21 protein-coding genes are annotated in these 20,780 nt (G+C 56.5%); 13 read left to right on the top strand and 8 right to left on the bottom strand.

Translation table 11 applies throughout. From position 1 onward, the window contains the following. The 6 genes from ACSEXW_RS19890 (at position 1) to ACSEXW_RS19865 (ending at position 7,374) form a co-directional block, all read left to right on the top strand. Complete coding sequence (locus ACSEXW_RS19890) at positions 1-1,797, top strand: cache domain-containing sensor histidine kinase (RefSeq protein WP_438447922.1); 1,797 nt, start codon at positions 1-3, stop codon at positions 1,795-1,797. A 154-nt stretch (positions 1,798-1,951) separates the two neighbouring features. After that, on the top strand, positions 1,952-2,818 hold the full coding sequence (locus ACSEXW_RS19885; protein ID WP_438448008.1) for an ABC transporter permease: 867 nt from the start codon (positions 1,952-1,954) through the stop codon (positions 2,816-2,818). 26 nt (positions 2,819-2,844) lie between these two features. Continuing rightward, entirely contained in the window at positions 2,845-3,738 is an 894-nt protein-coding gene (locus ACSEXW_RS19880; RefSeq protein ID WP_438447921.1) for a carbohydrate ABC transporter permease, read from the top strand. Positions 3,739-3,810: 72 nt separating this feature from the next. Further along, a complete protein-coding gene (locus ACSEXW_RS19875; RefSeq protein ID WP_438447920.1) occupies positions 3,811-5,421 on the top strand; it encodes an ABC transporter substrate-binding protein in 1,611 nt (536 codons plus the stop codon). 67 nt (positions 5,422-5,488) lie between these two features. Beyond that, on the top strand, positions 5,489-6,364 hold the full coding sequence (locus tag ACSEXW_RS19870; RefSeq protein ID WP_438447919.1) for an aldose epimerase family protein: 876 nt from the start codon (positions 5,489-5,491) through the stop codon (positions 6,362-6,364). An 89-nt stretch (positions 6,365-6,453) separates the two neighbouring features. Then, on the top strand, positions 6,454-7,374 hold the full coding sequence (locus ACSEXW_RS19865) for a M14 family metallopeptidase (protein ID WP_438447918.1): 921 nt from the start codon (positions 6,454-6,456) through the stop codon (positions 7,372-7,374). A gap of 22 nt (positions 7,375-7,396) precedes the next feature. On the opposite strand, the gene ACSEXW_RS19860 is transcribed toward ACSEXW_RS19865, so the two are convergent. Beyond that, positions 7,397-7,801 carry a DUF3054 domain-containing protein gene (locus tag ACSEXW_RS19860; RefSeq protein WP_438447917.1) on the bottom strand — a complete coding sequence of 135 codons (405 nt, stop codon included), beginning with the start codon at positions 7,799-7,801 and terminating at the stop codon, positions 7,397-7,399. Between the two features lie 233 nt (positions 7,802-8,034). Here ACSEXW_RS19860 and ACSEXW_RS19855 point away from each other — a divergent pair, with 233 nt between their 5' ends. Next, a complete protein-coding gene (locus ACSEXW_RS19855; protein ID WP_438447916.1) occupies positions 8,035-8,253 on the top strand; it encodes a hypothetical protein in 219 nt (72 codons plus the stop codon). Positions 8,254-8,314: 61 nt separating this feature from the next. Here the strand turns inward: ACSEXW_RS19855 and ACSEXW_RS19850 are convergent, their stop codons facing one another. The 6 genes from ACSEXW_RS19850 to ACSEXW_RS19825 all read right to left on the bottom strand — a co-directional run bounded on the left by ACSEXW_RS19850 (position 8,315) and on the right by ACSEXW_RS19825 (position 14,473). Continuing rightward, the gene (locus ACSEXW_RS19850) at positions 8,315-11,479 is read right to left on the bottom strand and encodes an MMPL family transporter (RefSeq protein WP_438447915.1); all 3,165 of its coding nucleotides are present in this window, start codon (positions 11,477-11,479) and stop codon (positions 8,315-8,317) included. Between the two features lie 3 nt (positions 11,480-11,482). Further along, on the bottom strand, positions 11,483-11,935 hold the full coding sequence (locus ACSEXW_RS19845; RefSeq protein WP_438447914.1) for a MarR family winged helix-turn-helix transcriptional regulator: 453 nt from the start codon (positions 11,933-11,935) through the stop codon (positions 11,483-11,485). A gap of 176 nt (positions 11,936-12,111) precedes the next feature. Further along, positions 12,112-12,576, bottom strand: coding sequence for a GNAT family N-acetyltransferase (locus tag ACSEXW_RS19840; RefSeq protein ID WP_438447913.1), 465 nt, complete (start codon positions 12,574-12,576; stop codon positions 12,112-12,114). 18 nt (positions 12,577-12,594) lie between these two features. Continuing rightward, positions 12,595-12,861, bottom strand: a complete 267-nt coding sequence (locus ACSEXW_RS19835; RefSeq protein WP_438447912.1) for a hypothetical protein — start codon at positions 12,859-12,861, stop codon at positions 12,595-12,597. Between the two features lie 48 nt (positions 12,862-12,909). After that, the gene (gene ytvI, locus ACSEXW_RS19830; RefSeq protein ID WP_438447911.1) at positions 12,910-14,010 is read right to left on the bottom strand and encodes a sporulation integral membrane protein YtvI; all 1,101 of its coding nucleotides are present in this window, start codon (positions 14,008-14,010) and stop codon (positions 12,910-12,912) included. Positions 14,011-14,101: 91 nt separating this feature from the next. Further along, entirely contained in the window at positions 14,102-14,473 is a 372-nt protein-coding gene (locus ACSEXW_RS19825) for a winged helix-turn-helix transcriptional regulator (protein ID WP_438447910.1), read from the bottom strand. A gap of 183 nt (positions 14,474-14,656) precedes the next feature. Between ACSEXW_RS19825 and ACSEXW_RS19820 the strand changes: the two genes are divergently transcribed. The 4 genes from ACSEXW_RS19820 (at position 14,657) to ACSEXW_RS19805 (ending at position 17,229) form a co-directional block, all read left to right on the top strand. Further along, on the top strand, positions 14,657-15,607 hold the full coding sequence (locus tag ACSEXW_RS19820; protein WP_438447909.1) for an aldo/keto reductase family protein: 951 nt from the start codon (positions 14,657-14,659) through the stop codon (positions 15,605-15,607). 105 nt (positions 15,608-15,712) lie between these two features. After that, positions 15,713-16,015 (top strand): HesB/IscA family protein, encoded by a 303-nt coding sequence (locus ACSEXW_RS19815; RefSeq protein WP_438447908.1) that lies wholly within the window; start codon positions 15,713-15,715, stop codon positions 16,013-16,015. After that, the gene (locus tag ACSEXW_RS19810) at positions 16,015-16,239 is read left to right on the top strand and encodes a YuzB family protein (RefSeq protein WP_438447907.1); all 225 of its coding nucleotides are present in this window, start codon (positions 16,015-16,017) and stop codon (positions 16,237-16,239) included. The genes ACSEXW_RS19815 and ACSEXW_RS19810 overlap by 1 nt, the downstream gene beginning before the upstream one ends. 168 nt (positions 16,240-16,407) lie before the next feature. Then, the gene (locus ACSEXW_RS19805) at positions 16,408-17,229 is read left to right on the top strand and encodes a (2Fe-2S)-binding protein (protein ID WP_438447906.1); all 822 of its coding nucleotides are present in this window, start codon (positions 16,408-16,410) and stop codon (positions 17,227-17,229) included. Positions 17,230-17,292: 63 nt separating this feature from the next. Here the strand turns inward: ACSEXW_RS19805 and ACSEXW_RS19800 are convergent, their stop codons facing one another. Further along, a complete protein-coding gene (locus tag ACSEXW_RS19800; RefSeq protein ID WP_438447905.1) occupies positions 17,293-18,186 on the bottom strand; it encodes a cation diffusion facilitator family transporter in 894 nt (297 codons plus the stop codon). A 264-nt stretch (positions 18,187-18,450) separates the two neighbouring features. Here ACSEXW_RS19800 and ACSEXW_RS19795 point away from each other — a divergent pair, with 264 nt between their 5' ends. Both ACSEXW_RS19795 and ACSEXW_RS19790 read left to right on the top strand, forming a co-directional pair. After that, positions 18,451-19,275, top strand: a complete 825-nt coding sequence (locus tag ACSEXW_RS19795) for a hypothetical protein (RefSeq protein WP_438447904.1) — start codon at positions 18,451-18,453, stop codon at positions 19,273-19,275. 134 nt (positions 19,276-19,409) lie between these two features. After that, complete coding sequence (locus ACSEXW_RS19790) at positions 19,410-20,705, top strand: MDR family MFS transporter (RefSeq protein ID WP_438447903.1); 1,296 nt, start codon at positions 19,410-19,412, stop codon at positions 20,703-20,705. Positions 20,706-20,780 lie beyond the last annotated feature (75 nt).

Raw genomic sequence — 20,780 nt, 5'->3', positions numbered from 1 at the left:
ATGAACAAGCCTATCTCTCTTAAGAATGTCAGCATCCGCTACAAACTGCTGGCTTCCTATGTCCTGGTAATCCTGCTGCCATTCCTGCTGCTCCTGTTCATCAACATCCATTCCAGCCGCGAGGAGAACAAGACCAACGCGATCTATCTGGCCCGCAAGATTCTGGAGGAGACCAACTCCTACTTGGAGTATAAGACCCAGGCGATCTCCGAGGTGCTAAATTTCATCGCCTTCAATAACTTGGTGCACGAGAATGTGGTGGCTGACTCGGCGCCGTATATGGATGTAAACCTGTGGCATATGGATGCCCTAAGACTGTCTATGCTGGTGAATCAGTTCCGGTACAACGAAGATATCGATTCCGTACAGCTCTATATGAAGCAAGGCTTAGCCGGAGCCACGGAAGACTCCGAATTTCTGAATATGGGGAGGGTGGAGAATGAAGAGTGGTTCAGGCGGTTCGCGGAATCCGGTACGGCGTTCACCTGGTTACCGTCGGTAGAACTGGAGCCGCAGGAGGGGAAGCGGGACTCCAGGGAAATCAGTGTGCTCCGCAAGATCCCGAACCCCCATAATCTTCAAGCGTTCGACGGAATCGTGAGGGCGCGTGTCAAGTATGACGGGATCCGCAATGTGATGGAACATGCAAGGTTAACCCCGGGTACTTATACCTTTCTTTTCAATACCCGTGGCGTTGTATTGAGCTCCACCGATCGCTTCCCGTTCTTGTCAGATCAGGTCGGGTCCATGATCCAGGCTTATAGGTCTTCCGAATCCACCAACTATTGGAACGAGCAATATGCCTTGGACGGCAGCCGCTATCTGATCGGGATACAGGACGTCCGGCATACCGATATGACAGCGGCAATCCTGGTTCCCTATTCGGATATTCTTGCTACCAGCAACAGAGACCGGAATCGGATTGTCATGATCTTCCTCATGATTGTTCCCCTCATGCTGCCGGTATCCTTTATCGTTACCCACAGGGCGACGAAGCGGATACTCCAGTTGATTACCCATGTCCGGCAGATCAAGAATGGCCGCTTTCCGGTGGCTCCACTGCCAATCAGCGAGGACGAGATCGGGGAGCTGGCACGCAATTTTAATGTGATGTCTCAGAATATCACCCATCTGATGGATGAGACTTATCTGCTGGGCAGAGAGGTGAAGAACAAGGAGCTGCAGGCCCTGCAGGCGCAGATCAATCCCCACTTTCTGTATAACACGCTGGATTTGATTAATGTTATGGCGATTAAGTCGGGGAATTCCGATATCTCCCACGTTGTGGAGGAGCTCGCTAGATTCTACAAGCTCAGCCTCTCCAACGGGAATGAGATCGTCACCTTGGGGAATGAACTCCAGCATGTGGAGGCCTACGTCCGAATCCAGAATAGGCGCTTCGGGGGGGGAGTCGAGCTCCGAATCGAAGTCTCGCGGACTCTTTACGAATGTAGGGTACCCAAGATTTTGCTTCAGCCGCTTGTAGAAAATGCAATCCTTCACGGAATTATGGAGAAGGATACGGAGAAGGGGACCCTGTGTCTCTCAGCGTGGATGGAGGAGGGAGATATTCTGATCGAGGTGGCCGATAACGGTGTCGGTATGGATCTGGAGCATGTCCGGCATATCTTCGAAGCCCGGCCCGCCTCTACAAGCAAGGGAAGCGGGTACGGCGTACGGAACATTCAAGAACGCCTGCAGCTCGCATACGGACCGTCGTACGGCTTGAAGTACTGCAGCGTTCCCGGAGAAGGCACCCGCGTAACGGTTCGCGTGCCCTACCACCCGGGGGATTAGCATTTCGAAGAATATCGTAGGTTTTTCATGTATGGACTCCCTGCCCATCCCTGTATGATTTGGTTAGACAAGACAGAGCTTCTAAAGACATGGATGGAGGGAAACAGGCGTGGGAGTCATTCGAGAACTGCGAGTTCGTTGGCCGTTGTACCTGATGTTTGTACCAATCGCGGCGTTCTTTATCGTTTTTGCGTATATCCCGATGGCCGGAGTGGTGATGGCCTTTAAAGAATTTAACTACCGGGATGGGATCTTCATGAGCCCGTGGAACGGCTGGGATAACTTTGAATACTTCTTCACCTCCGGCAAGGCGTGGCTGGTCACACGGAATACGATTCTGTACAACGCCGTTTTTCTGGGAGCCTATACCTTCTTCTCGATCACCGCAGCCGTGTTCATCTCCGAGATTCTCACCAAGTGGTTCAAGAAGGTTTCCCAGACCCTGATGTTTCTCCCCTATTTCATCTCCTGGGTGACCGTTTCGGCCTTCATCTATAATTTCCTGAATTATGAGTACGGCATCATCAACCGCTTGCTGGAGCGCTTCGGCATGCAGGTGATCGACGTCTACTCCAACAGCTCTTACTGGTACTTCATTCTTCCCTTGATGTACGTATGGAAGTGGGTGGGCTTCGGCAGCGTCTTGTATCTGGCGGCGATTGTCGGAATTGATCAGGAGATCTATGAAGCGGCGACCATCGACGGAGCCAGCCGGTTCCAGAGGATTACCAGAATTACGCTTCCTCTTCTCAAGCCGACTATGGTCATTCTCCTTCTGCTGGGACTTGGACGGATTATGCGGGGAGAGTTTGATATGTTCTATCAATTGATCGGGAATAACGGGTCCCTGATGGATGCTACGGATATCATCGATACCTTGGTGTTCCGTTCTCTGGTCGGCACCTTGGACTTCGGAATGGCCTCTTCCGTCGGCTTCTACCAATCCATCCTCACTTTGGTGATTATCCTGACCGCGAATTATTGGGTCAAGCGTTATGAGCCGGATCATGCCTTATTCTAAATCAACTACAGAAAGTGAGGATTCGTATGGAAGCCCATTCCAAGATCCGGATATCCAAGCAGGATTTATTGTTTCAGGTGACTTCGTATACGGCCGTTTGCCTCATTTCGTTTTTTTGCCTTCTTCCTTTTGTCGTCATGGTATCAGGCTCCTTCTCTTCCGAAGCCTCCGTCTTGAAGGACGGGTATTGGTTCTGGCCCCGCTCGTTCTCGCTCCAGGCTTACCGTTTTATCTTCCGATATCCGGAGGATGTGCTCCATTCCTTCACCTTGACCGTTCTGATTACGGTGGTTGGAACAGCCGTCTCCCTCTTGATCTCAACCATGGCGGCGTATGTGCTGTATCGGAAGGAAGTGAAGTACCGGAATGCAATGGCCTTCTTCCTCTTCTTCACGACGCTGTTCAACGGCGGGCTGGCCCCGTATTACTTGTGGTTAAGCAACTCTCTCCATATGAAGAACACTTACTTGGTCCTCCTCCTGGTTCCGATGTTCAATGTCATGTATGTACTCATTCTTAGGAGCTTCATTAACGGAAGTATTCCTGAGCCTCTGGTCGAGTCCGCCAGAATGGATGGGGCAGGCGACTTCCGGATTTTCTTCCAGATGATCCTGCCGCTCAGCAAGCCTGCATTAGCCTCCATCGGTCTGTTCACCGCCCTGGCTTATTGGAACGACTGGTGGACAGCCATGATGTTCACGGACAAGGAGCGATATGTCACCCTGCAGTACCTTCTCTACAAAATGCTTTCCTCGATCAATCTGTCCTCCACCTTCGCGCAGCACGTAACGACGAGTGATCCCAAAGAGACCTTCAAGCTCGCACTAACGGTCATCACCACCCTGCCGATTGCCCTCGTGTTCCCGTTCGTCCAGAAGTACTTCGTCAAAGGGGTGACGATCGGTGCCGTCAAAGGATAACCGACCACGGTAAATCACCCGCAAGGGGATTACATATACAAATCTACCATCATTCTAAGGGAGGTCTCTGTGTTGAACGGATTCAAAATGATTACCCGCCTTACGATTCCTGCCGTGTTCTTGACTTCGATGGTCTTGTCCGCTTGCTCCTCCGATAAGGAGGATTCAAGCCCATCCCCGGTGGCGACTGCAGGCCAGACGGCTGCAGCGAATTCGGCTGCGCCAAGCAGCAGCGACCATTCCAAGGAAGTCAAGCTGGTGGGGTATCTCCTTGGTGAGGCGCCTAAGGGGATGCCGGCCGTCATGGAGGCCTTGAACGCCAAGTTGAAAAAGGATATTAATGCAACCGTGGAGATCAATTATATCGGATGGGGCGATGTGGCTTCCAAATATCCTCTTCTGCTTGCTTCGGGCGGCGACTTTGACTTTATCTTCGCTGCGGACTGGAACTTCTATGTATCGGAAGCGACCAAAGGCGGCTTCATGAAGCTGGATGAGAAGCTGTTAAAGACCTACATGCCGAAGCATATGGAGAAGCTGCCTGCTGCTGCTTTGAGAGCGGCCAAGGTTAACGGAAATGTGTTCATGATTCCGACCTCAACTCCGGACCGTAAGGTAAATGTGGCGGTATTCCGGAAGGATATCATGGACAAAGCCGGCTTGAAGGAGATCAAGAAATTCTCCGAGATCGAGCCGTATCTGGCCGAAGCCAAGAAGAGCTTCCCGGATATGATCCCCCTTAACCTGGAGTCTCAGTATGATCTGCCGACCCCATACCAGCACTTGTTAAATGAGAAGGTGGGCTGGCCGGGAGCCCCCATCGATTCCGGTGATCCGCTGGCACAGGGCATTGTATTCAACAACGATGATCCGAACGGCAAAATCTACAGCATGCTGGAGGAGCCCTTCCTGAGTGCCCAAAAGTATGCCGCAGGTGTGATGAAGGATTGGTACGATAAGGGCTATATTAACAAAAATCCTTATGCGAACAAGGTACGTTCCAAGGATAACTTCGTTACCGGAAAAACAAGCATCGCCTTCGGTAACTCCATTGATATGGCCTCCGTCATCACTTCCGCCAAGGAGAAGGGGATCGAAGTCTATATCAAGCCGATGCTCTACCCTTCCGGACATGCGGGCCAAACAAGCTGGGTCAACAACGGGATCGCTCTATCGGCTCATACGAAGAATAAAGAACGCGCTCTGGAGGCGCTGGACCTGATCATGGAGGATCCGTCCTATGTGAACTTGATCTACTTCGGGGTCGAAGGGAAGAACTACGTGGTTACAAGCGACGGAAAAATTGGACTTCCTAACGGGGTTACCAACGAAACGAATACGTATCCCCCGGATGCGGCAGGGTTCTGGTTCGTGAATAAGGATTTGTTCAAACCGATGGCAACGTGGACGGACACTTACATTGCCCTGAACAATAAGATTAAGGAGTACTTGGTTCCGTATCCGTATCTGGGCTTCACTTTTAACTCCGATACGATTAAGACAGAAGTAGCCAATATGAAGAATGTCTCCACCCAATATGCCCAACCGATCTACTTCGGAGCGGTGAAGAGCGTGGATGAAGCGTTCACCACGCTGGACAGTAAGCTGAAAGCGGCTGGAATCGACAAAGTCAAAGCCGAGGTGGAGAAGCAGGCCGCTGCTTTCTTGGCCAGTCAAAAGTAAAGAAAGCATGAATAACCTGGATATAAGTACAAGAATATCCCGGTACAGGGAGCAACCGTCCGTCATCATGGAATCGGATGAGATCCGGGTAGAACTTGTCCCCGGGATCGGCGGGAAGATCGTCTCCATGCTGTATAAGCCTACAGGCAGGGAGTGGCTGCTAGATGCAGGAGGGAGGGAACTCCTTCCTTCCGCTCCCGGTTCGACTTTTGGCATGGGTGACATGAGCGGCTGGGACGAATGCTTCCCTTCCATCGATCCCTGTCGGGCGGGTAAGGAGGGGCTCAGCGGAATCCCCGACCATGGGGAGGTCTGGTCCGCGCCTTGGGGGTATTCCATCGTCGGAGGCTCGCTCTCCTGTTGGGTGAACGGCCGGAGCTTACCCTACCGTTTGACACGCACTCTTACCTTCACCGCTGCGAACGCCATTCGAATGGATTACTCGGCTTACAATCACGGCCGCGAGCCATTTTCTTTTCTCTGGGTGCCTCACCCCCAATTCGCGGTTCCCGAGCCGATGAGGGTCATCCTGCCGGCTTCGGTGCAGAAGGTGCTGTGTGTGTTCGGGGGAGCTACCAGAACTGCAGGGAATTCCTATGAATGGACCGGAGAGTCAACGGTTCCGGACCGGAAGACGGGAGATGCAAGGAAGTATTATGTCCAAGGCATCCATAGTGACGGATGGTGCAGCCTGATGGGCGACAGAAGCGGGGATTGGCTCGGTTTCAAGGTCGATCCCAGACGGGTTCCTTATCTGGGAATCTGGATCGACGAGGGCATGTTCAATGACCGGAATGCCGTTGCGCTGGAGCCGTCCATCGGGTATTACGACAGCTTGGACCGGGCCTGCTTGAACGGTACGTCACAGACGGTCTTGCCCGGGGAGACGTGGGAATGGACCTTGCACTTGGAGCTGGGAACCGGAGGAAGCGCTATACCTTAATACATGGAACTCTTCGGGAATCGAAGGGTTCTTTTTTTTGCAGCCGGGCATATACCTTCTAGCACATTCCAAGGAGGAGGCGATGAACCATGACATGGTCCGCACCGGATCGGCAGCCTGCCGTGAATCCATCCCGGCCGTTCGGCTATCGGGAATGGGAGGAGGCAAAGCGGATTCTCTTGTCCCGCTATCCGTCTATCGGGTATGAACGGATCGGAGACAGTGTCTTGGGAAGGGAGCTGGGAGTCTTCCGCATCGGCACGGGGAAGCGGGAGATCCACTACAACGGCGCCATGCACGGGAATGAATGGATGACGGGGATGCTCCTGGTCCGGTTTCTCAATGAGGTGGCGGAAGCCCTGAACGGAGCAGGCGGAGTATACCGGGGAGAGCCGGTGGCGGAATGGCTCGAGAGCACCACCTTATATGTGATGCCGCTGGTTAATCCCGACGGGGTGGAATTGTCCATCCGCGGGGCGGAGGAGGGAGGCGGTTACTCGGAGCAGGTCTGTCTGTGGAATGGCGGCCGAACGGACTACAGCGGCTGGAAAGCGAACATTCGGGGGGTGGATCTGAACGACCAGTTCCCGGCTTACTGGGAAACTGAGCGGGACCGCAGGGATGTGGGGGGACCGGGTCCGAGAGACTTCACCGGCGCGGCTCCGCTGACGGAGCCCGAGGCGAGGGCGCTGGCGGACTGGACGAGAAGCCGGGACCTGCAGCTGGTCATTGCCTTCCATATGCAAGGCCGGGAGATCTATTGGAACTACCGGGACCTGGAGCCGCCGGAGGCGCTGGTCTGGGCAGACCGGTTCGCCAAGGTCAGCGGGTACGTGCCGGTGAAGCTGTCGGGCAGCGATGCGGGGTATAAGGACTGGTTCATTCAGGAGTACCGGAGGCCGGGATTTACGGTGGAGGCGGGCTTCGGCGTAAATCCAATACCCCTCGGCCAGTTCGATGCCGTCTATGAAGAGACGGCACCCATCATGCTCGAGGGGTTGAAGGGGTAGCCTATTCAGGCGGTACGCCGGTTCAGATATTGCGGATCAGCCAGGTGAAGGCCCAGCGCCACAGCAGGAGGAACAACAGGACGAAGACGAAGGCGACGATTACGAAGGTCCAGGTTGCCGGCTTGTCGTAGAGGAACCAGCGGAGCAGAAGGCCGATCGGCATCCCCAGGACGGCTGTCTTCAAGGTGGAGGAAGCGGCTTGGGACATGGCGGCATAGGCTTTGCTCCGATAGGCGCCCGTTAAGAGGCCGGCCAGCAGCCAGGCGATGATGAAGGGCAGGGTAATGTTCCAGATCTCCCGGAAGCCCGAGTCCATCTGGTGCTCCATGGTCCCGAAGAAGGTGAACAGAAGCAGCGCAAGCACGTCTCCGACGGCCAACAGCATGGCGGCGAAGATGAAGACTTGGTTTTCAAAACGTTTGGTCATGATGTGTTCTCTCCTAACTATCCCAACCGAAATGTTCTTTTCTCTCTTATCGTCCCATTATAGCATATTTCCTCTCCGGGCAAATGAAAGAAGTTTGTGAAAAGATCCCGATTTGCTGGCTAAAACCGGGCCTCTTCACTTACACTAGAACTGCCGGACAAAGGACGGTGCGAAGAGATCAAGCATAGGAGAGGGGATACGGGATGGGAAAGCCTTCGAGGTGGAGAAGATGGATGACGATCGTTCCCCGGGTCTGGCGGCTGCTTCGTTCCCCCCGGGTGCCGATCGGGGAGAAGCTGCTGTTCGCGGTACCGGCTGCACTGTATTGGGTGCTGCCCGACGTGATGCCCTTCATGCCCATCGATGATATCGCCGTCACGATTCTTCTGGCAGGGTGGTTTGCGGGACGAATGGAAAACCGGTACTTTAAGGATGCCCCGCCTCCACCCTGATCATGACAAAAAGGCAGCTTGCCGATAGCCCGAGGGCTTCTGGCAAGCTGCCTTTGTCATGTTAAGCGGATAGGCTGTCTTGCTCTGAATCCCGGTGCTCCGCCTTCTTCGGCATGAACGGCCACCAGTTGCCGCGGCCGAACAGCCGAACCATAACGGGTACGAAGAACTGCAGGAACAAGAGCGCGTACAGGATCAGGCCGGACAGAGTCACGGTGGCGATCTGGAGCAGCGACATGACGCCGGACGGATACATAGCCGCGAAGGTGCCGGCCAGGATGACCATGGCGGATACGATGACGGTGCCCATGTTTTTCATAGCGGTCAAGATCGCTTGCTCTACGGGTTCATCCTTATGCTCGCTGAACCGGTCCATCAGGAAGATGCTGTAGTCCACGCCCAGGGCCATCAGGATCACGAACCCGAAGAAGGGAATGGTCCAGCTGGTTCCCGTATAGCCCATGATGTCCACGAAGACCAGCTCGTTGATGGACATGGCGGCGAAGTAGCAGAGCAGGAGGGACACGATCAGGTAGAGCGGCATTACAATGGAGCGAAGCAGCAGGATCAGGATCAAGGCAATGCCTGCCAGCATCAGGACCACCGTACGCTTGTAGTCGGCGTTGGAGATGTCCTGCAAGTCCGCGTGGATGGACGAGACGCCGCCGATGCCGATCTTGGCATCCGCCAGAACGGTGCCTTGTGCCGCTATCTCTACCGCATGCTGAATGTCTTTCATGGACGCCAAGGCTTCGGTGGAGTACGGGTTATGCTTCAGCACGATATCGAAGCTGGCCAGCTTGCGGTCCCCGGACAGATAGTTGTTCAAGACCTGCTTGAACTGCTCGTTGGAGGAAGCCTGCTTCGGCAGGAACCAGCCCGAGGTCTGTTGATCCGGCGCAGCCGAAAGCTCCTTCAGGTAACCGCGGGCGGAGGTCAGGCCCTCTTGGATCTGGCCCAGGCCGTTGGCACTCTGGCTTAAGCCGTCCGTCAGCTGCTTCATCTGGCCTCCCAAGGAGGAGAAGCCGTTCAAGAGAGAAGTCTGCCCGTCAGCCAACTGGCCCAAGCCTTCCTTCATGGCGGGCAGCTTGCCGATCACTTGGCTCTGGCCGTCAGCAGCTGCGGTCAATCCGCTCGCCAGGGAGGCCGCACCGGCTTCCGCCTGGTTCAGGCCTTCCGCCAAGGCCGCTTGACCCGCTGCCGCCTGGGCGAAGCCCCGGGTAGTCTGGGCCAGACCCGCTTGAGCCTTGGCCAGCTCTGCGTTCAGCTTCTTCAAGCCGTCCTCCAGCTGATTCAGGCCCGTACGCGTCTGCTCTACGGTACCCTTGATGATCTGGAAATCCGCTTCCTTCGCCAGCTCCGGATACTTCTCGGTGAGAGCGGCGAAGCTGCGGTCCAATCCCTTCAAGGCTGCCGCGGATTGGGTCAGTCCCGCCTCGATGGAGCTGTACTGGGTGCTGATCTGCTGCAGCCCGCCCTCTACACTGCGGTATCCGGCCAGCAGCTTCTGGGAGGAATCCGCCAGCAAGGCGGCATTGCGGCGGATCTCGGCGATGCCGTTCTTCAGGTCTCCGGCTCCCATAGAGCCGCTGCGGACGCCGGATTCGATGCGGGAGAGGCCGTTCTTCAGCTCATCCACACCGTTCTTCAGCTGGTTGGTTCCGTTCACCAGCTCCTGAATGCCGCCGGTAGCCTTCTCCAGCTCGGGAGCCGAAGAGGTAAGAGACTTGCTGGCATCCGCCAGGCCGTTCTTGATGGTCTGGAGTCCGTCGGAGCCTTGGCCCAGGCCGGATTCCAGCGTTTTGGCCTGGTTGGCCACCGCAAAGTCCTTCATCTCTTCGCCGAGAGGGCGGGTCAGGCTGCGGACTTTGGCGACGCCCGGGGTTTGGAGCAGCTCCCGGGTGATTTTTTCCATAGCGGCGTATGCGGCGTCGTTATCCAGCGTCTGGCCGGTCTCCAGCACCACCTTGGTGGTCATGGCTTCCCCGGGGCCGAAGCTGTCGGCGACGATGTTGAAGCCCTTCACGGACGTGTAGTCGTCGCTCAGCTCGTTCAGTGAATTAAAGGACAGGTTGCCCTTGTAGGAGATCAGGAGCGGGGCCACGATGACGGCCACGAACAGGAGCGCCACCGCGGGACGCTTCAGGGAGAAGCGGCCTGTCGCTTCGAACATCTTGCTCTCGTGGTGCTCCATGGACGCCTTGGACGGCCAGAACAGCTTGGGGCCCAGGACATACATGAAGAAGGGAACGACAGTGAACAGCGCGGCCAGCAGCACCGCGACGCCGATGGCTACTGCCGATGCGGACTGGTACAGCTTGAAGGTGGCCAGCCCGATGGAGGCGAAGCCGACCAAGGCGGCCAGAGCGCTGAAGAACACGGTCTTGCCGGCAGTGGAATAGGTTCGGATGATGGCATCGCCGATCCGGTCCGGACTCTTCACCATCTCTTCCTTAAAGCGGCTCAGGAGCAGGATGCAGTAGTCGGTTCCGATGCCGAACAGCACCGCTACCAGGAAGATCTGTGTAAAGTTCGACAGCGGGAAGTTCAGTCGGTCCACCAGGAAGGCTACGACGGACTGGCTGGCGATGTACGAGATGCCGACGGTCAAGAGGGGAATGACCGGAGCGACGACGGAGCGGAAGACGAGTATCAAGACCAGCAGAATGAAGACGACAGTGATATACTCGGTCCGCTTCAAGCCCTTCTCGGAGCTCAGCACCAAATCTTCGTCGATCAGGTTGGAGCCCGTCAGATAATGCTCCACAGGGACTTCCTTCAAGGCGGCGTCCAGATCCTCGCGAATCTCCGCAACGTCGCGGTCCAGCTTCTTGACCTGAACCAGGGCCAGCATGGTCTTGCCGTCCTTGGCGACCAATTGGCTCTCCAGCTCCTTGTTGTCGACGACGGACGTTACGCCTGCCACACCCAGCTTATCCTTGTTGTCCTTCAGGAGCTGGATGGCCTTGGCGGCCTCCGACTTGTCCTTGTCGGCCAATCCGCCCGGATTATGGAACACCAGCACGAACGACAGCTCGTCATCATGCTTCGTCGCATGATTCTCCTGCAGCTGTGCCGCAAGGGTGGACGGGTAGCCGTCCGGAATCTTGATCTGGCCCTTCTCCCGAACCAGAACGCCCATATTGGGCGCGGTGGCCACCAGAACGGCGACGACGGCAATCCAGAGCGTCATGACCAGCCATCGGGTTTTCAGTATGGTTCTCATCTTTTATACGCCTCCGTTTTTCTCCGCAATGATGTTGGCGATTCTCTCATAGATCCGTACGAAATTCTCCAGATCCTCTTCTCCCAGCTCCTGTAGATAAGACTCGACCAGCTGACGGATCTTCTCCTCGACGATCCCGCGGATCTGCTCGCCGTCCTCCGTAATCTCGAGGTATACCATGCGCCGGTCGTCTCCGTGCTTGACTCTCCGGACATAGCCCTTGGTGTCCAGCCGGTCGATCATGGCGGTAATGGCACTGCGGTTGACGCCGAAGTGGTCCGCCAGCTCGGAGGACGCACAGCTGCCGCATTTGTCCAGGAAGTGAAGCACGTAATACTGCTCCATCGTCAGATCCTTGCTGACCAGATCGGTAATCATGGACGAGATTTTGCGGGTGGCAAACATATAGACCTCTTCATATCGGCGGATTAGCGAGTCTAACTTCGTGCTGTCCAATAGGCAGCCTCCTTTCTTTGGGAATATAATTCACTTGATGTATGGTTCATGTAGTGAACAATTCAACAATGCAATTATAGGAGGGGGATAGGCATGGTGTCAACCGGATTTTCATGCATCAAAAAAAGCCCCCATTCCCTCTGTTCGAGGGGTTGGAGGCTTCGGTTCTGTCCGGCTTAGCACGGACAATCGCGAGAGGAGCCAGTCTGCTCCGGCCGTACATTGGAGGAGTAGAGGAATAAGTTCGGGCGCTTCAGCCAGCCGATCTTCTCCCAGAAGCGCTGGCCGACGGCATTGTCCATCAGGACCATGATGTGGCACTTGACGATGTTCTCCCGGCGCAGCCCTTCGAGAGCGGCGGTCACCAGCGTATCTCCGGTGCCCCTGCCGCGGAGGTCCGTCCGCACGGCCAGGTGGTAGAGGAAGCCGCGGCGTCCGTCATGCCCGCACAGCACGGTGCCGGCCAGATCTCCGTTCTCCTCGACCGCTACGAAGCTGAGACCGGGGTTTCGGCTCAGATAGCGCCGGAGGGCGTCGGGCTCGTCAGCCTCGCTCAGGCCCATGCCCGGGGTGGCAGCCCACAGGCGGTAAGCGGCGTCGTAATCATCCATGGTAAACTCTCGAATCCGGATGGTCGTCATGAGAGGAACCTTCTTTCCTTAGGCAAAATATTGCGACGTATACCCCTCGGATTCCCGGACGTCGAACTGCAGGGGGCGACCGCCGTTCGTCACGGTGACGGCCAGGTAGATTTCCTCTCCGCCGGTTCTGGGGTTGAAGGAGGGAATGGGCTCGCTGATCTCCGTCACTTGGACGTTCTGTCCCACGTAATAGCCCTGGCGCTCCAGGAACAGCTTCCAGGTCTTGTCGGAGGGAGCGATCTGCAGCACTTGGCCGACTCGGATCTGACTGAAATCGATGGGCATGGGTACGGCCTCCTATTCAATATGAGCTTCAAACGGTTTAGTTCCGGCTTATTCGATGATCTCGGGCTTGTATTCGTCCTCGGGAAGGCGGATCCAGCGCTTCAGATAGCCCTGCTCGTGCAGCGCTTTGATGGTAATGATGAGCACCGGAGACAGGATCAAGCCGGCCACCCCGAACAGCGACAGGGAGATGATCATGAACGAGAGCATGGTGAACGCGGATACGCCCAAGGAGTCACCCGTAATCTTCGGCTCCAGGATCTGGCGCACCAGCAGCACGATGGCGGTCAGGATGGAGATCTTGATGGCGAGAACGGTCTGGCCCACGATCAGCAGGTAGACGATCCACGGCAGGAAGAAGGTGGAGATCCCCAGCAGGGGCAGCACGTCGAACAGGGCGCTTAAGAGGGAGACGGAGAATGCGTTCTTCACCCCGAAGATCAGGAGTCCCGCGAATACCGTCACTCCCGTTATGGAAACCAGCTTCATCTGGGCCTTCAGATAGGTTCCGATTCCGAGCAGTACATTATCCTTCAGGAACAGGAAGGCCGTCTTGAAGGTGGAAGGCGTATGCTCCTTGCTGAGCCGCTTCCAGGTGTCGATCTCTACGCTCAGGAAGTAGGCGAGAATGATGCCGGCCAGGAAGTTGGCGATGAAGGCCGTGAAGGAGGTCAGCCAGCCCAGCATCATGCCGAGCACCCATTGGGTAAATTGGGAGGCATATTGGGCGGCCTTGGTGCCGTACTCCTTGATGCGGTCGGCAAGATCCGGGGGAAGGTTGTCCCACTTGTCCTGATAGTAATTGGCGTTCAGGGCAATCTGATCCTGCAGCTTGCTCGTATAATACGGGATCTGGTTCATGATGCTGCTGATCTGGGACACGAAGATGACGCCGAGACCGATCAGAACAGCCAGGATGACGATGATGAAGAGCAGCATGGAGATGGCCGTGGCGGCCGATTTCTTCATCCCCCGACGGTTCAGGACCTTGGCCAAGGGCTCGATGGCGGCGAAGATGACGAACGCCAGGAAGATCGGTGTGGCGATCCGGTACAGATAGCTGAACAAGAGCATGAACAGATAGATCGTGACCAGAATCAGGGCGATGTCGAAGACGGTCTTGTAGTATCGTTTGTAAAAGGAAATCATAGGTCGGGCGTATCCCTCCTAAGGGTGTTGGTCCGCTGGCGGACATACCGTCATTGTAGCGGAAAAGGCAGATATTGTCACGATTGGGCTGCTAGGTCCACTTCGCCGCCCAGAGCTTCATCTCCTTCAGGATCTGATGCAGGTCTTCCCCCTTGGGAGTAAGCCGGTATTCGACCGTGACGGGTACGGTGGCGAAGGCATGGCGCTCCAGTACGCCCTGCTCCTCCAGATGGCGGAGCGTATCGGTCAGGGCCTTGGGGCTGATGCCGGCGATGGCGCGCTGGAGCTCCCCGAACCGCCTAGTGCCGCAGAACAGCTCGCGGAGGACGAGAAAGGACCACTTGCCGCCGACGACGTTCAGAGTCTTCTCAATGGAGCATTCGATGTGGATGGGCTGCTTCGGGATGTAGTTGGCGCTGTTCCCGCGGGTCGCGGATGCGGGGACGGTATTGGATTCGGCCATTAAGAGTCCTCCATTCGGATGATCGGCACTTACCTGTAGGTTAGTAACTACCGTCACGATCATAATGTTTAAAATAATTCACTACTTCCAACCTTACACAATGTTGGTTACAATGGCAATAGATTTGGGCAAGATGGTGGGAGAACCTGCGAACGGCCGCCATTAACGAAGGAGGAACCCGGGATGGAATATCGTCGTTTGGGAAGAAGCGGATTGAAGGTCAGCGAGATCTCGCTGGGCAGCTGGTTGACGTACGGAGGTTACGTGGATGAGGAGCGTTCCGCCGCCGTGATTGACCGGGCTTATGAGCTGGGCATTAATTTTTTCGACACGGCCAATGTGTACCACCGCGGCGCGGCGGAGGAGATCATGGGCAAGGCCTTGAAGAAGTACAGCCGCGACAGCTACGTGGTGGCGACCAAGGTGTTCTTCCCCATGGGCGAGAAGCCGAACCAGCGGGGCTTGTCGCGCAAGCATATCATCGAACAGTGCGAGGCCAGCCTGAAGCGCATGAAGCTGGATTACGTCGATCTGTACCAGTGCCACCGGTTCGATCCGGAGGTTCCGATGGAGGAGACGCTGCGCGCCCTCGACGATCTGGTGACCCAAGGGAAGGTGCTCTATCTGGGCGTCAGCGAATGGTCCGCCCTGCAGCTGCAGGAGGCGGGGCATCTGGCCAAGGACCTGAATCTGGACAAGCTGGTATCGAACCAGCCCGTCTACAATATGATCAACCGCTATATTGAAAAAGACGTCGTTCCCGTTTCCCGGGAACTGGGCATCGGCCAGATTGTCTTCTCGCCTCTGGCCCAAGGCGTGCTGACCGGCAAATATAAGCCGGGTGCGCCGCTTCCGGAGGGCTCGCGCGCAACCGACCCCGGCTCGGTCAACTTCATCCAGCGCTATCTGACCGATTCCAATCTGGAGAAGGTAGCCCGGCTGGCCCCCATCGCCGAGCGAAACGGAATCAGCCTGGCGCAGCTGGCGCTGGCGTGGATTCTCCGGCTCGACAACATCTCGAGCTGCATCATTGGGGCGTCCCGGCCCGAGCAGGTGGACGAGAATGTGAAAGCGTCCGGCGTCAAGCTGTCCACCGAGGATCTGGCGGAGATCGAAGCGGTGCTGGGGGCCTAGCGGAGGGATCCCGGACTCGTTGTCCGGTTCATTTGCTTCGAAAATCCCTTTTCATATACAATGGGAAGAAGGCAACAGCCAAGCCAAGAAGGAGATGTCGATGCGATGATCTGCAAGGTTTCCCGCAATGCGGCAAAAAAAATTCAGGAAGAACTCGATAAGGAAGAAAACAAGGAGCTGAAGCTGCGGGTGTTCGTCACCCACAAGCACGGCGACCACGCCCACTACGGCATGGACCTGGATACGGCGAAGGAGAATGATGCGGTCGTCGAAACCGACAAGGGCATCACGGTGCTCCTCGATAAGAGCGAACCGCTTCTGGACGGCATCCGGATCGATTATTTCTACGTGCCGCAGGAAGGCTTCAGCATTACGAACCCGTCCAAAGGAAACCACGGAGACCACTAATGTCGAAGAATAAGATTCAAATCTGCGACAAGTGCAAGCACATCCGTGTGAAAACCCTTCTGCCCAAGCTGCAGAAGCTGGACCCTGAAGCGGAGGTCAAGGTAGGCTGCAAATCCTACTGCGGCCCCTGTGCCCGGAGCGCTTTCATCTTCATCAACGGCCGGTATGTGACCGGTGCGACGGAGGATGAAGCGTTGGAGAAAGCCAAGAAATTCGTCAAGTAAGCTGAATGAAGAAGCCTCCCGGCATCGTGATCGGGAGGCTTCGTTTTTTGATGGGACTCGTGAATCGGCATTGACAGGAGCAGGCGAAGTGGATATCATTGGAATGAACAACATGATAATGATAATCATTCTCATAATACAACATATATCCCCTTTTGGAGGTGCCCGATGTCCGCTGTGCCTGCCCTCATTGACCTGACTTTTTACGAGCAAAATTACTATGTGACCACGAGTTCGGCTCCGGAGCTTCTATACGAGTGCGGCTTGGAGGACTTGACCCGTCCGGAGGGAGCGGCGGGCTTCGTCCGTGCTTACGCACCTGAGATCAAGGCTTTATCTCCCGATGTGGCGTCCACCTACTTCGCTTCCTGGCTGGGACGGTTAGGCGCGGCGTATCTATACGGGCTGTGGCATGACGGCGTAGAGCTGGATCTGCGGCTTGAGCGGCTGTCGCTGCAGATGTGCCGGACGCCGAGGGGGGCGGCCTTGTCCTTCAGGCTAAATCCCGGAGAGTTACAAGCCCGACCGGTAGTCGATGCCGAATGGCCGGATGCGGTTCACGAAGCGCTGTCGGCTTACTATTCCACCCAAATTCGTCCCGTGGTGGAGGCAGTGGCAGCAGCCGGAGGTGTTCCGGCCGGAAGCGTGTGGGGGTTGATGGCCACGGGATTGTACTACATCCTGGACCAGTGGAGGGGAATGGTCCCCGACGGAGAACGACGCAACCGGCTGGAGGAGCTGGCCGATCTCGTGGTGAACCGTCTGGAGCCCCAGGTGTTCGGCCGGTCCCGCAATCCGTTCCAGATCAAATTCAGGCTGGTGGAGAGCCTTCAGAATCCAGAGGTGCAGGTAAGGCTGAAGGGCTCTTGCTGTTTGGCTTACAAGACCGACACGGGCCACGGCTACTGCTATACCTGCCCTAAGATCAGTGAGGACGAGCGGGAACAGATGAGACAGGATCACCGAACCAAGCAGCAGGCGCATGCCTGAAACAGGAAGAGCCTCGCGGCCGGCGCAACCGGAAGCGAGGCTCTTGTATATGGCGGGCAGCGGTCAGACGAAGGTCCGTTCCTGCTCCTCTTCATGATCGGGCTCCACATGCACGTGGGCGTTGTACACCTTATGCTTCTTCAGCATCCGCTTCTCGATCTCGTCGGAGATGTCGTGACTCTCGGCCACGCTCAGGTGCGGATCGACCAGAATAACCATATCCACCAGGATGTTGCTGCCGTGGATCCGCGCCTTGATGTCCTTGATGTCGCGGACACCGGGGGTGGACGCCGCCGTCTTGCGGAGAGCCTCCAGCTTCCGCTCGTCGAACCCGTCAGTCAGACTGTGGGAGGCGCTGCGGAAAATCTCCCATGCGGTTCTCCCGATCATGAGTCCGACGACCAGTGCCGCCAGCGGGTCCAGCCATGGCATACCCAGCCTGGAGCCGATGACGCCTACGACGACGCCCAAGCTGACCATGGCATCGGACCAGTTGTCCTTGGCAGCAGCCGACAGCGCTTCGCTGCCGGACCTTTCGGACAGCCGCTTGTTATATACGTAAACCCCGAGCATCACTCCTGCAGAGCCCAGCGCGGTCCATGCCGCCCACAGCTCCGGCGATTCGTAGGTGCCTCTCCACAAGGATTCTGCGGCTTGGAACAGCACTTGGATCGACACGGTCGCCATGATGAAGGAGGCGATAAGCGCGCTGATCGTCTCGGCGCGGAAATGTCCATAGGGATGATCCTCATCCGGAGGCTTCCGGGAAATCTTCAGGCCGATCAGAACAGCCAAAGACGCGATGATATCGGTGATGTTATTGAAGCCGTCCGCCATGAGCGCCTTGGACGAGGCGAGGAACCCTGCGGCCACCTTGAGCATGGAGAGCAGAATATAGGCGGCGATGCTGACCCAGGCGCCTTTTTCACTTTCTTTTAACTTCTCATAGGTTTCCAAAATGTAGGCCTCCAAGCAATTTTGAGCTGTACCTATCTTACCCGACCGTTCCCGTGTGGGTCTAGAGAAACAGTTTTGCCCCGGACGTGAAAAGATGCGCATGTGCAAAACGTTTCCGCAGCCACAACTTTTCGTTCGAGGCCGCTACAGGCAAACCGAAGGCTTTAGTGTAACCGGAAATCATATGGAATATTTTCTCTGAAACCTGATATATTGGAAGTAGATTAAGAGATTTGCCATCCGGTTATTAGAGGTGGAGCCCGTATGAGAATCCAGTTTATTTCCCGGGATATAACCAGGAATGGTCCGGCCCCAGGGCTTCCTTGGCCCTTGCTAGGAGCGGTTGTCCTTCTATTCTTTACCTGCACCGTCTGGCTGTTCGCACCGGAGGCCCCGGGAAAAAAGGGCGTGTTGGCCGGCGGCCATCACGGTTACCGGCTGCTTAAGGCCTCCAACGGCGTTGAGCTGCACACCATCGACACCCTGCCCGGCAATATCGGCTTGACGGCAATCCAGAGCAATGTGACGGATACGCCGGATAACGGCATCAACGGAGGATTTTTCTGGGAAGGGCAGCTGCTCAGCATTGCCGTTCTCAACGATCAACCGGTCAAAGGTGCTCCCGGGGATTACGGCTCGGGCTGGTACAACACGGACCGGGCTCGGGGAACGCTGGTATGGGACGGAGTGACGGGCAAGCTCAGCGTACAGGTCGCTGAGGCGGCCGACGAGCTTAAGGTTACGGACCGGGGCCGGTACTGGGCCCAAGGCGGGGTCAGCATGGGGCTGGCCAATGAGAACAGCTGGAAGGCGCAGGCCCTGTCCGAGGAATTCCCCGCCATGGAGGAAAACCGGCTGCGTTCCGGTATGGTGTACGACAAGGAAGGCCGGATCTGGCTCCTGGTTACGACCACGCCCTGCACAGGCGAGGCCTTCCGGGACGCCGTCAAGGAGAAGATTGCGCCCGGGAAGCTGCTTGACGGCATATTCCTGGACGGGGACGGTTCCTCCCAGCTGAAGCTGGACAAGCTGCGGATCGTCGGAGACCGGCGGCCCGTCTATCAGATGATCACACTCCGGAAATGGTAGCAAGGAGCGGGTTGGAAACATATGGTAGGCAAAAAGGGAGGAATCCGTTATAATGGCATGATAATATAACCTGCGGTCAATTGGTTGCACCATGACTTTGACGCTTTACCGCGGGATGAGGAGTGCCGACATCGATGAAACCTTCCTTTTCCTTCCCGGGCTTCGTGCAGCGGAAGCTCCATTCCCTACGGGACTTCGCCGCCGAGCACCATCCCATTGTCCATTCTATTCTGTTAGGAACGATCCTGGCACGGGCCGCTTCCTCCATGAGCATGCCTTTTCTCGCTCTGTATCTGTCGAATCACACGGATATGAGCACCATGACCATCGGGGCCGTAATCGGGGCGGGGCCTCTGGCAGGCACCATAGGCGGCTTCTTCGGAGGGGCTCTGTCCGACCGCTTCGGTCGCAAGCGGGTCATGATGGCCGCTCTGTATGTCTGGGGGCTCATGTTCATCGGCTTCGGACTGGCCACAGCCACTTGGATGTTCCTGGCCTTGAACGTACTGAACGGCTTATGCCGCTCCTTCTACGAGCCGGTCTCCCAGGCGCTGATGGCGGACCTGACGCCCAAGGAGAAACGCTTCCGGGTGTTCTCGCTCCGGTACACCTGCATTAATATCGGCGTGGCCGTTGGGCCGCTTCTGGGCGCATGGTTCGGCATGATGTCCGGACGGCTGCCTTTTCTCATTACGGGAGGCATCTATCTGATCTATGCGGCGGTGCTCCTGATGCTGTTGAACCGCTTCGGCATCAGCCGGATCGAAGGGGAGAAGAAGGAGCAGGTCACGGTGGGCTCCGCTTGGAACGTGATCCGGCGGGATGTGGTGCTGCGCTGGTATCTGGCGGGAGGCATTCTGGCCAGCATCGGGTATTCGCAGATGGGCCCGTCCCTGTCCCAATACATCGACGACAAAGGACTGAACGGAGGGATCGGACTCTTCTCCATCCTGATGAGCGTCAACGCGGTGGTGGTTATCGTCTGCCAGGTGCCGATCACCCGGTTCATCGAACGGCGGACGCCGCTGGTCGCCATTACGGTCGGCAGCGTCATGTATGCTCTGGGCAATCTCGGCTATGCCTTGGCGGACGGCCGTGTGCTGTTCATTCTCGCGATGGTGGTGTTCACCTTCGGCGAGATCCTGACCTTCCCTTCTACCAATCTGCTCATCGACAGCTTGGCTCCTTCAAACCTGAGAGGCACGTACTACGGGGCTCAATCCTTTTCGAATTTGGGCCATTCCATCGGACCTTGGCTCGGAGGCATTATGCTCTCCGTGTGGAACGGTTCGGTGCTGTTTGGGGTTATAGCGGCGCTGTCCTTGACGGTTCCGGCCTTGTATGGGGCAGGGAACGCCCGGCTGGAGCGGTTGCGGTTGGCTTCGGGCCTAGCCGGGCAAGGGAAAGAGAGTGAAACCGCTGCCATTTGACTTTACAAAAAAAATTCATTAACAATTACGAAAAAGCCGCCATAAGCGGCCTTTTTTGTGGTATTCTCTTACAGG

It is taken from the genome of Oryzibacillus soli (assembly GCF_051594765.1).
Taxonomy (GTDB): Bacteria; Bacillota; Bacilli; order Paenibacillales; family NBRC-103111; genus Paenibacillus_AR.
Note: the sequence above shows the minus strand (reverse complement) of the source record. Positions and strands in the feature narration are given on the sequence as shown.